The organism is Acetobacter sp. DmW_136, assembly GCF_008690365.1.
Lineage (GTDB): Bacteria > Pseudomonadota > Alphaproteobacteria > Acetobacterales > Acetobacteraceae > Acetobacter > Acetobacter oryzifermentans.
In genome coordinates, this window is sequence record NZ_VHON01000026.1 from 1 (window position 1) to 14,663 (window position 14,663).

General features: G+C 54.4%; 9 protein-coding genes and 3 pseudogenes. 5 read left to right on the forward strand and 7 right to left on the reverse strand.

Going from position 1 to position 14,663, the window contains the following annotated elements; all coding sequences use genetic code 11:
- Positions 1-354: 354 nt before the first annotated feature.
- From FKW31_RS08650 to FKW31_RS08665, 4 genes and pseudogenes are all read right to left on the reverse strand, one after another.
- Positions 355-842, reverse strand: a pseudogene (locus FKW31_RS08650) (MFS transporter); the annotation flags it as partial.
- A gap of 288 nt (positions 843-1,130) precedes the next feature.
- Positions 1,131-1,889, reverse strand: a pseudogene (locus tag FKW31_RS08655) (squalene/phytoene synthase family protein); the annotation flags it as partial.
- Positions 1,890-2,069: 180 nt separating this feature from the next.
- Positions 2,070-2,291: pseudogene (locus FKW31_RS08660) on the reverse strand (3,4-dihydroxy-2-butanone-4-phosphate synthase); the annotation flags it as partial.
- A gap of 49 nt (positions 2,292-2,340) precedes the next feature.
- Positions 2,341-3,225 carry a siderophore-interacting protein gene (locus tag FKW31_RS08665; protein ID WP_238332785.1) on the reverse strand — a complete coding sequence of 295 codons (885 nt, stop codon included), beginning with the start codon at positions 3,223-3,225 and terminating at the stop codon, positions 2,341-2,343.
- A gap of 83 nt (positions 3,226-3,308) precedes the next feature.
- On the opposite strand from FKW31_RS08665, the gene FKW31_RS08670 reads away from it, so the two are divergent.
- The gene (locus tag FKW31_RS08670) at positions 3,309-4,235 is read left to right on the forward strand and encodes a LysR family transcriptional regulator (protein ID WP_150178340.1); all 927 of its coding nucleotides are present in this window, start codon (positions 3,309-3,311) and stop codon (positions 4,233-4,235) included.
- A 6-nt stretch (positions 4,236-4,241) separates the two neighbouring features.
- Here FKW31_RS08670 and FKW31_RS08675 read toward each other — a convergent pair whose 3' ends face one another.
- The 3 genes from FKW31_RS08675 to FKW31_RS08685 are packed head-to-tail and all read right to left on the reverse strand — an operon-like array spanning position 4,242 to position 8,396.
- A complete protein-coding gene (locus tag FKW31_RS08675; protein ID WP_238332786.1) occupies positions 4,242-5,708 on the reverse strand; it encodes a DHA2 family efflux MFS transporter permease subunit in 1,467 nt (488 codons plus the stop codon).
- Between the two features lie 59 nt (positions 5,709-5,767).
- Positions 5,768-6,928 carry an efflux RND transporter periplasmic adaptor subunit gene (locus FKW31_RS08680; protein WP_150178342.1) on the reverse strand — a complete coding sequence of 387 codons (1,161 nt, stop codon included), beginning with the start codon at positions 6,926-6,928 and terminating at the stop codon, positions 5,768-5,770.
- Positions 6,921-8,396 carry an efflux transporter outer membrane subunit gene (locus FKW31_RS08685; protein ID WP_150178343.1) on the reverse strand — a complete coding sequence of 492 codons (1,476 nt, stop codon included), beginning with the start codon at positions 8,394-8,396 and terminating at the stop codon, positions 6,921-6,923. The genes FKW31_RS08680 and FKW31_RS08685 overlap by 8 nt, the downstream gene beginning before the upstream one ends.
- Positions 8,397-8,712: 316 nt before the next feature.
- Here FKW31_RS08685 and FKW31_RS16050 point away from each other — a divergent pair, with 316 nt between their 5' ends.
- From FKW31_RS16050 to FKW31_RS08700, 4 genes are all read left to right on the forward strand, one after another.
- Positions 8,713-8,883, forward strand: coding sequence for a hypothetical protein (locus FKW31_RS16050; protein ID WP_166443395.1), 171 nt, complete (start codon positions 8,713-8,715; stop codon positions 8,881-8,883).
- Positions 8,884-8,994: 111 nt separating this feature from the next.
- Complete coding sequence (locus tag FKW31_RS08690; protein WP_150178344.1) at positions 8,995-11,046, forward strand: ATP-dependent endonuclease; 2,052 nt, start codon at positions 8,995-8,997, stop codon at positions 11,044-11,046.
- A complete protein-coding gene (locus FKW31_RS08695; RefSeq protein ID WP_150178345.1) occupies positions 11,043-12,776 on the forward strand; it encodes a UvrD-helicase domain-containing protein in 1,734 nt (577 codons plus the stop codon). The genes FKW31_RS08690 and FKW31_RS08695 overlap by 4 nt, the downstream gene beginning before the upstream one ends.
- 409 nt (positions 12,777-13,185) lie before the next feature.
- On the forward strand, positions 13,186-14,460 hold the full coding sequence (locus tag FKW31_RS08700) for a hypothetical protein (protein WP_150178346.1): 1,275 nt from the start codon (positions 13,186-13,188) through the stop codon (positions 14,458-14,460).
- Positions 14,461-14,663: the final 203 nt, after the last annotated feature.

Genomic DNA, 14,663 nt, shown 5'->3' on the forward strand with positions numbered 1-14,663 from the left:
CAACCAAAAATTCCGTTTGAAAACAAATGCTTAGGCCGCCCATCGGGCGGCTTTTGGCGTTTCTGCTCCACGCGCAGGATGCGTATAGGATGCAATCGGGACTGAAAGCGCAGCGTAGTTTGGGCTAAAATGGGGCATTATCACGATAGCGTGATGTCCGTTCCAAGCCTCATTGCTTAGTGGAAATTGCGCGATCGGACGACGAGACGTTCACTGCCTGAGTCTATGTCGGCTGTGGTGTCTGCGTACAAAGGGTGTTTAAGCATCATCTTGGCGTGACTCCCGCCGAATGCAGGAAACGTTTTGGGCAACTGCGTTGATCCCGTCCGTGTCTCATATCAGCTTTTTCTTCTTTTATGCGTCAACGACTGTTTCCTGCCATGCCACGCGAGCGAGAGCCGTGCGGGCCAGGGCCAACAGACCGATCAGGACAGCACAGCCGAACCAGCCGTGATGCGCGTAGAGAGGAGCAGGGGCGACAGCGCCGATGCTTCCGCCCAGATAAGAGCAGGTGAGATAAGAGACAGGTCGCCGCAGACCGTCCTTCCCTGGCATGTCGTGCTGTATAGCCGGTGGCGCAGGACTGTCCGGCAAAGACCGCCATGCAGGACAGAGCCAGTCCAATTACGATAGGAGGGAGATGGACGGAAAGTGTCAGGGCAATTCCGGCAATCCCGGCGACCTGCGACAGCAGAAAGGTCAGCGTGCGCCCGATCGTGCCGATAAGGCGACCGAATAAGGGTGTGACTGTAACAGGCAGAAGAAAGACCACGAACAGAGCGCCGACTTTAATCGCAGTCAGGGGTGAATGGAGGTGCGCTCAGACGCAGGCTCAGATAGGTAGACGCATTGAGATGGTGCACTGATCATGGCTACACCATGCTAAAAGCGGCGCACGCCGCTGAAGAGCGCGATATCACTCTCAAAATCATCAAACTGCTTTATACTAAACAAGGTTTTGTGATTCTACCCCGTCTTTTGATAGTAGAGAAATTCTTCGCATGGGCAACACGTTTGTAAAGGATTACGAGCGTTACGCTTCAACGCTCTAAACTGTGCATCTCATAGCCTTTGCACGGCTTATGCTGAAAAACGTAGCCAACCAGCTCATGCAGAGTGCATAACCCCTTTTAACCACGGCATCTTCGGCCGGAAGAGAGGGCTGCGCTCATTGCGCCTCGCAAACCAAGAACCACAAAACCAGACCCACTTAACTTATGCCTCCTCTCGCAAATACCTAAACGCGATATTCTGCTATTTAACTCTGTAGCGATAGTGTGAACAGAATTTATCCACATAGATAGTCTAATATCTTTCACCAACAGAGGAAGGCGACTAGACGCATCTAAAAGGGATCTGTTCTTATCAGCAAGTTTTTTAACAGACACATCAAGGTAATTGGCATTACCAATTAAGAACATATCGCCTTTTTTTTCTGAATCTCCATAAAAGAACTCTCCCGGAATATATATTCTTCTGAGCTGGTGGAAATCCTGGCGACAATCCTGAATGTGGTTAATGATCTGCAAAGCGGAACATAATGCATCTGACTGATAATACAGAGTGTCAGATTCCCCGTGAAGATCCAATATAAAGCGTCCGACAGGATTAGCGGAATATTTACAGTATTCTACAAGATCATCCCAACAATCATAATCTCTTCCTACAACATCCATATGAAATGCCGAAATTAAATCTGTTAATCTGTCGATAGATATGCCTCTTTCTGTCAGTCGACTTCGAGCATCCCCATATATGCTCTCACCTTGTCTATCTGACATAATTCGCTGTTTAATTTCGTATAATTTGTTAATTTTCTCTTTGGTATTTAGTTTACTGCAATCAGCGATGTCGTCAGAAAATCTAGCCACTTTGTAGTACGAGACTACTACGTCTCGATTTTTTTGTTAAAAAGAAGTGATGCAACTGGAAAGTTTTCATTGGTGTAATCTTTTCCCATATTTTTAGCCTGCATTCAGTTCCTTAAGGAAGAGTATTGAGAACTGCTTGTATTAGTGTGAGATCCGCCTCAAGGAGGCCAAAGGGGTGTTCGGATAGAACGTTTAGTTTTTTCGTTCGGTAAGCGGCAGGCATACCAGCCCTCGTCCATGGGTAATCATGAAATTGATTGCGTCAGGAGTCACGAATTCAGCCGCCATGACCAGGTCGCCTTCGTTCTCCCTGTTGTCATCATCCACCATGATAACCATTCGCCCTGCACGCATAGCCTCGATCGCATGGGCAACGGTAGGAATTATGGAGCAGATAGAGTGACCGTGTGCGATGTTCATAGGGCGTCAGCCTTTCCTGGTCTGCATGATTGTCGCGAAGCGGGATCAGTCAGTCACGGTCGCGATGGTCCGCATCGCCCATTTTCCAGTAACCGGCCGCATGCAGGCGACCGGAAGGAAGCAGACGATCGACGGTCAGATAAGTCCGCACGGCTCTGACCATGAAAGACTCTCCCGCGACCCACGCCTGACAATCGGACAGGTCAAGAACTGCCCCCTGTACGGCGAGTTCGAGCTGCCCCGTCGTGCCGGGAGGCTCGCTACCCGAATGCAGCCAGGTAACATTCAGGGATGCAGCAGTTTCCAGTTTCTGTTCTTCATCTGTGCCATTCACTTCAATAAAGGCTTCGGCAGTAACGCCAGGTGATAACGCCTCAAGAATAGCCGCTATCGCTGGAAGCGACGTCGCATCCCCCACCATAAGATGGCGACTTGCTGCGGGATCAACGCGGTATCCTGCGCGCGGACCGGCCAGTTGAAGCACATCCCCAACCTTTGCCTTTTCGGCCCAGGCAGACGCCGGACCGTTGTCGCCATGCAGGACAAAATCCAGTTCCATCAACCCGGCTGTCGCCTCATAGCGGCGGATCGTATAGGCACGTCCTTCCGGCTTGCGGCCGGGCGGTGCAGGAAGGAACACCTTCATCCATTGCGCGGGATGCTCGACCGGTAGTCTCTTGATATCGTCTCCGACGAGAGTGACGCGCCGCATGTGCGGCGTCACATCATGCACCGCCTTGACGACTGCCGGACGTAACGTCCTGTTTTGTGACATCATTTTCATCACGATGACTTTCAGAAATCCGGGGACCGCAAATGAAAAGGCTCTGGCCTTCTGGGGAAGGCAGAGCCGTGGAAAATTGGCCCTCTTGTCTGAGAACACCTTACGGTCTGATCCAACCTTCAAAAAATACCGTGAAATGGAAAGTATCATTCCATTATATGAAATGGTCGCATCTGAAGATTACTGGCATCCTGAACAAGGTCGTGACGTAAGACGTGGAGTGATTTGAAAACGTGAAACCGACGGACCTCAATCTTCTCCATGCACTGGACATCCTTATTGAGGAACAGAGCGTGGGCCGCACAGCGGAACGCCTTGGGCTAAGCCCACCTTCCGTGAGCCGTCTGCTCGCCCGCGCCCGTGAAATCATGGGCGATCCCATTCTGGTGCGGGCAGGACGGGAACTTGTCGCCACGGAGTATGCCCGCACCCAGCACGCCCGGATCCGCAACATCATTGCCGAAGCTCAGGAGGTTCTCCTGCCCAACACGGAACTGCATCTCGACCGACTGCAAAGACGGTTTACAATCCGGGCAAATGAAGGATTTACAGCGGCGTTCGCCTCAAACCTCGCTGCCCGGATCGCTCATGATGCCCCGAAAGCGGAACTCCGGTTTGCCCAGGAACATGAGTCCGACGACGATGCGCTGCGCGAAGGACGCATTGATCTCGATATCGGGGCACTCCGGGCCATGGGGCCGGAAGTACGGGTCCAGACCATTTTTCGCGATCATCATATCGGACTGGCACTCCCGGACCACCCCATCTTCAAGACTGAAATTTCTCCGGAACGCTTTGTATCGTTTCCGCAAATCAGTGTCTCACGCCGGGGACGCGCGGAAGGGCCTGTTGATCAGGCACTGATGGCGCATTACGGGCTTCAGCGACAGGTTTCTCTCATCGTTCCTTCCTTCATGCTGGCGATCGCTGCTCTTCCCGGTACGGAACTGATCGCCCTCGTACCGCGCTTTGTCCTGCGTGCTGTCGAAGCTTTGGGGATACAATTGAGAACGTTCGATATTCCTGTACCTCTCGATACACTTGTCATTGCCCAGGCATGGCATCCCCGTTTTGATCGCGATGCAGCGCACCGCTTTCTCAGACAATGCGTGCGTGAAGTCTGTGCACCGGTGAGGCGTCAGGACGATAAGACGTCCTGATCGGACTCAGCTTTTCTTTCGAGGCAGTCGGGCAATCCAGATGATTCCCACGGATGCCGTAAAGGCAAATGTGGAGATCATGTAGAATTCATTCATGGAAACCATGTCTGCCTGAACCAGCACCTGATGGTAGATAGAGCCCCAGGCCTGATCCTCCGTCAGCCCCGCACCTTTCAGGGTCGTCACCGCATCCGCCGCACGATCGTGATAGGGGGTAAGTGTCTCAACCAGATGCGCCTGATGATAACGGGAGCGCCGATCCCAGAACGTCTGGGCGAGAGAGGCGATAAGATTTCCAGACATCATGCGAATGGCTGTCTGGAGCCCGGACGCGGCCGCGAGGCGTTCCGGCGGAATGCCAAACAGGGAAAGAGCCGTCAGAAGTGTCAGGAAAAAGCCGATCCCTATCCCCTGGGCCAGACAGGTGAGAGCAATCGTACCGGCATCGATATCCGTCGTGAAATTTGCCCGCCAGAACGCCACAGCGGCCCAGCAGAAGAAGGCCAGTGACGCGAAGAGGCGCGCATCCCCCTTTCTGACCCATGCCCCAAGAAAGGGCGCAAGCAGGATACCAAATACACCCATGGGGGCAGTCACGAGCCCTGCCCATGTCGCATTGTATTCCATATCGGTCTGTAGCCAGAGTGGCACCAGCACAAGGGCTGCGAAATACAACCCGAACCCGATGGCCACCGCGACCGTTCCAACTGCAAAATTCCTGTATGCGAAGAAATGCAGATCAACGATGGGATATTTGGCGCCCAATTCCCATACAACGAGGAATACAAGTCCCAGCACAGACAGGATCGCTGTTGTGCAGATGAAAGGCGAAGCAAACCAGTCGAGTATCCGTCCACGGTCAAGCGCCACCTGCAGACACCCCATGGCAATGGCAAGTAGGATCAGGCCGATTACGTCAACCGGAAGTCTGACAGTCGGTGTATCGCGTCCCCGCAGCAGCGCCGATGTGGAAACCACCACGAAAATGCCAACCGGTGCGTTGACAAGAAAGATCCATGGCCAGGTGTATTCGTCCGTAATCCAACCGCCGAGCACAGGCCCTGCCACCGGCCCCGCCATGTTCGTCATGGCCCACATGGCAACCGCCAGTGTCCGTTTTTCCGGCGGAAATATGGCAACGAGCAATGCCTGGCTCAGTGGCACGATCGGACCTGACACCATGCCCTGAAGGACACGAAAACCAAGCAACAGTGGAAAGGAGCGCGCCATGCCACAAAGCACCGAGGCAACCGTGAAGGCTGCCACCGCGCAGACAAACAGCCTGACCTGCCCGAACCGACGCGACAGCCAACCCGTCAGGGGTATGAAAATGGCGTTCGCAATTCCGAAAGAGGTAATGGTCCATTCGCCGATTTCGGTGCTGACACCAAGGTTCCCGGAAATGGTCGGGACCGAGACGTTCGCGATCGTGATATCCGTCACGGCCATAAAGGAGGCAAGACCGATTGTCATCGCCGCGAACGCCAGGAGCGGCCCTGACAGCGGCTGGATTGGCTGGGGAGCCGACCTGCTCATTCCGCCTCTCCCATGGTTTTCTTCATGATCTCCGCAACATGACGGTCCGCAGCCTGCTGCTGCTCTGTATAGAGGTCTGTACCAACAGCGACTGCTGGACGACTGGCCGCCTGTGGATCGCACCGTCCGGTATCAATCTCCACCTCGGTCGACATTCCGATCCGGAGAGGCTTACGGGCCAGTTCCACCGGATCGAATGCGATACGTACAGGCACACGCTGCACAACCTTGATCCAGTTCCCTGTTGCGTTCTGGGCCGGCAGTAAGGCGAAAGCCGCGCCACTGCCAGCGTTCACATCCATGACATGACCGTGATAGATCACGCTGCTGCCATAAACATCCGCAGTCATGGTGGCGGGTTGACCGGCGCAGACGTGCCGAAGTTGCCTTTCCTTGAAATTGGCGTCGATCCAGAACTGGTCGAAAGGCACGACGGCCATCATACGATCACCAACAGCGACGCGGCGTCCAAGCTGGACATCACGTTTTGCGACCATGCCTCCGACCGGCGTCCGCACCGTGGCACGCTCCATGTCCAGCGTTGCCGCCCGGAGCCTGGCCTTTGCTGCAATAACATCTGGATGGGTAGGAAGTGTCGTACCCTGTGTCTGGGACAGCGCAACGGTATACGCCGCCTGCGCAACCTGAAGGGCGGCCTTCGCCGTATTGGTGGCATCCGAGGCATGACGGGCCTCTTCCGCCGTCACAGCCCCCTGCCCAACCACCATACGGCGTGCCCGGAGATCGGCCGATGCCCGATCCAGTTCTGTCTGACGGACAGCAACGAGCGCACGGGCTTCGTCCAAAGCCGCGAAAAGTCTCCGGACATGACGGATGGCCTGACCCAGGCCGGCTTCAGCAGCCTCCAGCCTGATACGCATGTCACTTGTGTCCAGTTCCACGAGAGATGCACCTGTCAACACACGATCAGTGTCGTCCGCCCCGATGGCCCGGACAGTACCCGCGACCTGTGGTGTAATCGCCACAACATGCCCATTGACGTATGCGTCGTCTGTAGAAACGAGTGCACCATTGGAGAGAAAAGTATAGGCGCCCCAGCCAACCGCGATGATTGCGAGACCACCACCGAGCCAGAGCAGACGCTTGCGACGGGTAGCGGCAGTATCCGCAGCCGCCGGAACAGGAGTATCAGCCATGGTATTTCTGCCCTGCAGAGGAAGTGAAAGAAGGCGACCAGGCGCCACCGAGTGCGCGAATGAGGGTGATCTGGGCTTCAGCGACGCGTGCGGCTGCCTCGACTGAACGGCGCTCAGAGAGCAGCAATGCCGTTTCGGCCGCCAGACGATCATTGGTGTCCGAAAGACCATTTTTCTGACGGATGCGTTCAAGATCGACGACATGCTGCCAGTGCCTGACAGCGGCCTCGGCTTCCTGCCTGGCGGCCTGCCTTGCCTTCAGGTCGGAGATTCCGTCAGCGGCCTGCTGCAGCGCCTTTGACACTGTCGCGTTGTAGTCATTGACAGCAGCATCGTACTCACCGAGCCGGTTTTTCAGGGCGGCACGGAGCTGACCTCCTTCGAAAATAGGAAGGGTGACGGCTGGCCCAAACTGTGTTGCGACACTGCCCGGTCGCATCATGTGACCGATATCGAGAGACCGGAAACCGGCAAAGGCAACAAGATCGACATCGGGATAGAATGCCGCGCGGGCCGCACCAACGGCGTTGGATGTGGCTTCCACTGCCGCACGTTTGGCCTCTACATCAGGTCGATAGCCCAGAAGAACAGCCGGAACATTCGACAACGGCGCCGGATCAGCAATAACTGGCAGATGCGGCCGTGCGATCGCGTCTCCGAAGTCAGGCGATTTACCGAGAAGGGCCGCGATTTCATGTCTGCGGGCACTGATCTCTCCGTCCAGCAGATCAATCTGGCTGCGGGTGTCGGTCAGGGCCTCACGGGCCGCCACAGCATTGATGTCGGTCGAAAGCCCGGCCTTTTCCCGTAACGCCAGCATTTCCACGATGCCTTCACGCCGTGAAAGCCCTTGCTGAGCCACATCGCGCATCCGATACGCTGCATCCAGTCTTACATAAGCACTGACCATTGCCGTCTGAATCAGAAGGCGCGCATCAGCGACCTCAAGAGATGAAACATTCTGCCAGTAGCGTGCCGAACGTGTCAGTTTTCGCCAACGTCCCCAGAAATCGACATGATACTGAACATCAAGCTGGAGCTTGCCCTCACTCCCGAAATTTCCTTTGTATGGCGCGGGATAATAAGAGTGATCAGGGAATTGCTCCCCCGCTATCCAGCCGAACCCATCGACATGGGGCAACTGGTTGGCTCGCGCTGCGCCTTCTACGGCAGCAGCCTCACGCAACCGTGCCTGTGCAATCTGGATCGAGGGAGCACTTTCCTGCGCGTCTCCTACGAGCCGCTCAAGCTGAGGATCATGATAGACCAGCCACCATGCCTTGGCGGGAGATGTGTGAGCAGACTGCTGTTGCGCCTGTTCAATATCATGACCGCTTTTCAGGATGCTGACATCCGTGATTTTACCTTCAGGACGCTCATCCCTGCCGGGAGCACATCCTGAAAGGGCCAGAAGAGTGGAACAGAACAGCAGCCACGCTCGCGTCTGTACTCGATTTGTAGTGTACATCGCACCGTAGTTCCTGTGATTTCAGGAACCATTGCCTACCAAGGTCCATACTGATCAGAAATGCCGTGGAATGGAATGATTCATTTCATCTCAAGTAATCGGCAACTATGCTGTCCTGCAGTTTCCTTACATCACTACCTTTGAGATTTTTCAAACAGGCTGATTCGATTTCTGCACAGCGGCAATCCAATCCAACCTGACCTCACGACCAAAAGAAGCCAGAAATGGTTCGCGGTTAACATTTATAAACGTCAACGCTACGAATGGCTTCTCTCAGCCATTCCAACACCGTAATATCCATTCCGCATTCGCCCTCATGGCTGACACCCATGTGGGTATGACGGTTGTCAGAAAGCTGACATTACTATGCCAACGCCTGTCGAGCGAGTTTTGGGACATTACTGCCGATCGGTGCCGCTACTGGGATTACTTGGAAGTGCCTGGCTATGCTGCAACCGGCACCATATTAGCGCAGAAGCATGCCTGACAATCACGTTTAAGCGGGCTGTTCAAGCCGATCATCCATCTGAATTGCAACCCTAATTCGGACAGTCTATGTTAGGCGGATTACGTAACGAGAACTAAGGCAGATGGGATTATGCGGATCGAGAAGGTGCGCGTTGAGGGATTTCGCCTTCTTGAAGACGTCGAGATACTTTTGGAGTCGACCTCTACCGTAATCGTTGGTCGCAATAATAGCGGAAAAACTTCTCTTACTGATGTGTTCGATCGCTTTTCAGGCGAGAGTTCTTCGCGGTTTCGCTTGGAGGACTTCTCCGCAGGTCAGCGGCCAAAATTTCTCACCGCAAAACATCTTGTCGATGATGGACAAGCGCCAAGCAGCGTTATCAACACACTGCCCAAGATCGTCGTCACGCTCACCATGCGATATGATGTTAATGAGGAGTTCGGCCCTCTCTCACCCTTTGTCATCGACCTCGATGAGACCTCAACGACTGCCCTTATCCGTATGGAATATGCGCCGAAGCTGGCGACTGTTTCTACGCTGTTTGGCCAAGCTGAACCCGAAGAAGGGGTGAGCCCGATAGATCATTTCTATCGTGAGTTGCGCGACACGATTCCGAAGGCCTACGGTATACGGTTGTTTGCAGTTGACCCGACCAATCCCGCCGATCAACGCGAATTCGAGGGTGTGGCTAACCTGAACGCCTTGATTCAGTGTGGCTTCATCGGTGCACAGCGCACGCTTGACCTCTCCAAACCAGGCGAGACTGATGTCATCGGAAAATTGCTTGGCAAGCTTTTTCAAACTGCCACGTCAGCCACGGCCGCCGAGGCGGACCAGCAACTGGCGCAGGAACTGAAATCTTCGGTCGGTGGCATTGAGAAGGGCATTCAGGCCGGCTTCGATACGATAGTGAAGGGTCTGCTTCCGGCGTTGGGCGTATTCGGCTTTCCGAGCCTTAATGACACTGAACTCCGCCCCGAAACATCGCTCAACGTCGAAAGCCTTTTGGCCGATCACACACGTATTCTCTATACGGGGCATGATGGGGTTCATCTGCCCGAAGGCTACAATGGCCTCGGCACCCGCAACCTCATCTACATCCTCCTGAAACTTGAAGCCTTCCACAAGGAATATCGTTCGAGGCCTACTCGCCCTGGCGTACATATTGTTTTTGTCGAGGAGCCCGAAGCACATTTGCATCCGCAGATGCAGGAAGTCTTCATCGGGCAGCTCAATCAAGCCGCTGCGAAGCTTTCTGAAAGCTATCCCGGTGAGCCTCAATGGCAGGTGCAATTCGTCGTCTCGACCCACTCTTCGCATGTAGCGAACGCTGCCAGCTTCGAGGCGATACGATATTTTCTGAGCTCGATGCCGAGCGCCGCTGGCATCCGGCACACCAAGGTCAAGGATTTCCGAAAAGGGCTTGCTACTATCAGCCGTGAGGATCGAAACTTCCTCCATCAGTACATGACGTTGACGAAGTGCGATCTGTACTTCGCCGACAAGGCTATTCTAGTTGAGGGTACCACAGAACGCATCCTTATGCCCCGGATTTGCCGTCTCGTGGATAAAGGTCTGCCCGATGGTCAGAAGCTCAGCTGTCAGTATGTAAGCACGGTAGAGGTCAGCGGCGCTTACGCCAGCAAGTTCTATCCTTTACTTGATTTCCTAGAATTGAAGTCCCTTGTTATCACCGACCTAGATGCGCTGTATCTCGACGAGACGAAGAAGCCAGCGCGCTGGAAGAAGTGCCCGACGGCCAAAGGAAATCGTTCTGGCAATGCCGCGCTGCGGGCTTGGTATAACGTGGAGCAGGGCGAGGTCTTATTACTAGCGGACCTCGCCGCGAAGCAGGATGCTGACAAGATCAGCGGCTACCGCCGCATCGCCTACCAAATCCCCGAGCCCGGATCAGCGAATTGTGCCCGGAGCTATGAAGATGCACTAATTCTCGCCAACCCTCAGCTTTTTAAGCTGGCTGAGGAAAACCGAGCTAACGACGCATGGGATCAAGCACAGGAACTCCACAAGACCGACACTGCCTTCGATTTCGCGATTCGCGAGGAGGACTGGGTCGTTCCCCGCTACATTCAGGAAGGGCTGATCTGGTTATCTCAACCGCCACCTCCTCGGACTGAACCACCAGCCATTGATGCTGGCGCAGAGCAGCCTGCTGCATGAACCGCGCCCCACAAAACCCTGCTGAGATAGCTGCCGCCCAAGCCCAGCAGCGTGTAAATGAAAGCCTTGATGCAGGCGGCCACTTTCGGCTCGAAGCAGGCGCAGGTGCAGGTAAAACCTATTCGTTGGTCAAAACACTGAAGCGCCTTATCTCAACGCAAGGCACGTCGCTACTTCAGCGCGGCCAGCGGGTTGCGTGCATCACGTTCACGGAGGTTGCCCGAGACGAGATCGCTCAAGACATCGAGATGCATCCCGCGATCCTCGTTGAGACCATTCACGCTTTTTCATGGGCCTTTATGAGGCCTTTTCAGTCGGCTCTTCGGGAATTAGTGGGTTCAATCGAGAACCGTCAGGAAAAGATTGAAGCCGGAGGCGGGATCGGCACAAAGCCAGTGACTTACGATCTTGGCTTTTTCGGTGTCGATGAGCACCGTGTCACCCTTAGCCACGACGACATTCCGAGCTTCATGGCTCGTCTACTGGAGCGCCCGAAATTCCGCGCGATGCTGAATCAGGCGTTCCCCGTCATCTTCATCGACGAATACCAGGACACCGACCCGCACTTCATGGCGGCGCTAACAGTCCACCTGTTCGCTCCGTCGGCCAAACCCCAGATTGGTCTTTTTGGCGACCACTGGCAGACTATTTACCGAAACGAATACACACTCGCCGATTTCCCGAATGTCGAGGGAATAGGGAAGCAGTCGAACTTTCGGTCCGCTCCTGCGATTGTCGATGTGCTCAATCGACTTCGGCCGGAATTACCCCAGCATGTGAGCGACCCCGAAGCCTGCGGAGAGGCCCGATTCTTTCACGTAAACGCCTATGCAGGCGAACGGACCAATACGCCTCATTCAAAGGCGGACCTGCCAGATGAGGTGAAGGCGCCAGTGACCGAAGCCCTGAAAGAGCGGCTTATTGCCGAGGGCTGGGACTTCGCGCCGGAAAAAACAAAGGTGTTGATGCTCACGCATAACGCCCTTGCCGCGCAGCAGGGATATCCGACTATTGCGGCCATCTTTGATCGCAACGAAGCCTTCGCAAAAAAGGAAGACCCTACCATCGCATTTCTCGCGGATACTCTTGAACCAATGATACGCGCGTACGCTGGCGGCCACTTCGGCGAGATGTTCCGTATCCTCGGCGGCAAGCCGCCGCTCAGCCGCCACGCCAGCAAAATCGAATGGCGCACTGACATGGACCGTCTTAACGAGCTACGAGCCAATGGCACCATCGGCGACGTGCTTGATCACCTAAAGGAAGCGCAGCGTCCACGCCTTCCAGATAAAATCGCTGCGCGTGAGAATGATATCCATCAACTAAGAACAGAGATCGCGGAAGACGAAGAGAAGTACATCACTCGGCACCGTAAACTTCGAGCAGTACCTTATAGCGAGGTCGTGGAACTGGTTCGTTTTCTAGAAGGCCATACCCCTTTTGCGACGCAGCATAGCGTGAAAGGCGCCGAGTTTGAGAATGTCCTCGTACTGCTTGGTGGCGGATGGAATCACTACAACTGGCCAAATCTAATGGACCTGCTCCATACCCAGAGGATTACCGACAAGAATACGAAAGGTTATCATCGCGCGCGCAACCTTTTCTACGTCGCAATTTCGCGGCCGAAGGTACGTCTGGCGGTTCTTGCGACCCAAACCATCAGTCAAGCAGGGCTGGCTGCGGCTGCCGATCTTTTTGGTGCCGGTGCCGTGATCGGTTTGACCGTCTGATTGGCGCCACATAAATCGCGGAGTGGTCGATATTGGCGTGAACTGACGTTCTTGGCACACCATCGGAACGGTGCATGTTGGTCGGAAGCTGTCATGAACGTAAAATCTGCAAATAACGACTTTCGTCCATTTCCCTTCCATAATCGACGCTCAAGTCTTTCCCCTAATCGCCTGCTTGTTCACGAGAACCAAAGCAGACAGGCAGGATACGCCTACTTCTCGGACGTACGCTGCCACAATCACCAGTCATGGAAGCAGCCGTTGGCATGCGAACGGCCGATGCTTGAACAAAGCGGCTGAAGAAGACGTCACACTTAAAAGACAGCTTCTGGCGGAAGCAGGAAGCTGTTAAAAATGTGACCAAACCTTGGGTCTGATACTCAGCTGCTAGAGGTAATTGAGGATATTGATGACGAGCTTTTCCATCGACCTATCCGCCGATCGCATCATCGATCAGCGCACGCGCGACTATTTCGCCGAAGTTTCGCGCTCTTTCGCCAACGAATGCTATCGTAGTAGTCTGGTGATGCTGTGGACTGTCGTTGTGTGCGACCTGGTCTACAAACTCCAAACGCTGCGTGATCTTTATAGCGATACCTCGGCCGGTAAGCTCTTGACCGATGTCGAGACCAAGCGTCTCGCCAATCCGACAAGTCCAGATTGGGAGATATTCCTACTCGACGAGGTGTTCAAACGCACTAAAATGCTCGAAATTTCTGAGCATGCGCAGCTCAAGCATCTCCAGCAGCTCCGCCATTTTTCAGCGCATCCTGTACTTTCTGGGACCGATCTGCTGTTTCGGCCAACTAAGGAGGATGCTCGCGCGCAGATACGCATGGCACTTGAGGCTCTTTTAATGAAGCCCGCACTATTTTCGAAGAAGATTGTCGAAACCTTAGTCACCGATATCGCCGCCAATAAGGCTGTACTGATCTCACGCGAGAAGCTGAAAGCTTATCTCGAAGCCCGTTATCTGCCAAATATGCCACTCGCCACTGAGCGCGAACTGTTCCGCGCGCTTTGGAAGTTCTGCTTCAAGCTCAATAACGCGGAGACGGTGGCAAACCGCCAGATAAACCTCGACGCATTATCGATCCTTTATGCACGCAACCGGGTCGAAATGCGAACAATGATCAACGGCGATCGTCCGGCGTTCAGCAATGTTGGGCCGGATGCTCAGCCGCTCGATGCGTTGATCCTGTTCCTTGTCGACTATCCCGAACTGTACTCTTCGCTAGACCGATCGGCGACACTGCTTGTGGACGGACGCCTAGCGGCAGATATCAATAACCGCGCTATGGCACACTTCACGAAGCCTGACATGGCCGCGCATCTTGCAGCACTGGATGGTGAGGATGTGACGAAACTGGCCACGATCACCGAAACAGTCTGGCAGAGTCTGCTGAGCGAGGCAGAAGCCGCGGGAGTGATCGATGAAGCAGTGCGGATTGCGATTAAAATTTACGGAAAGAGTGAGAACTTTGATGCTGCGGACAAGAGATTTAGCCGCTTCATCAAACCTATTCTACCGAAGCTAACGGTTGCAACTCTAACCGAATTGCTCGCGGAGTGCGAAGCCAACCCGCAGACTTATGGCCGCGCTCGAGCAACTTATGATCACCCTTTGATTAAAGCGCTTGCTAATACACTGAAAGTCGACCTGACACTATATCCGTCGCTCTGATGCATACATCGTCAGACCGAAAATGGGCTCCCACAAATCTATGTTGAGCAGGCCTGCGCCAGGGGATAGAATGCGATGGATCAGACCGTGCCCGGTGCTGATAATTACCGAGAAAAAACCTAGGCTCAGGACTCATTCTTTGAGATAGAAGATGACGCTTGCTGCGATATGGATTGCAGACATGAAGGTATGAGCGCACCGGT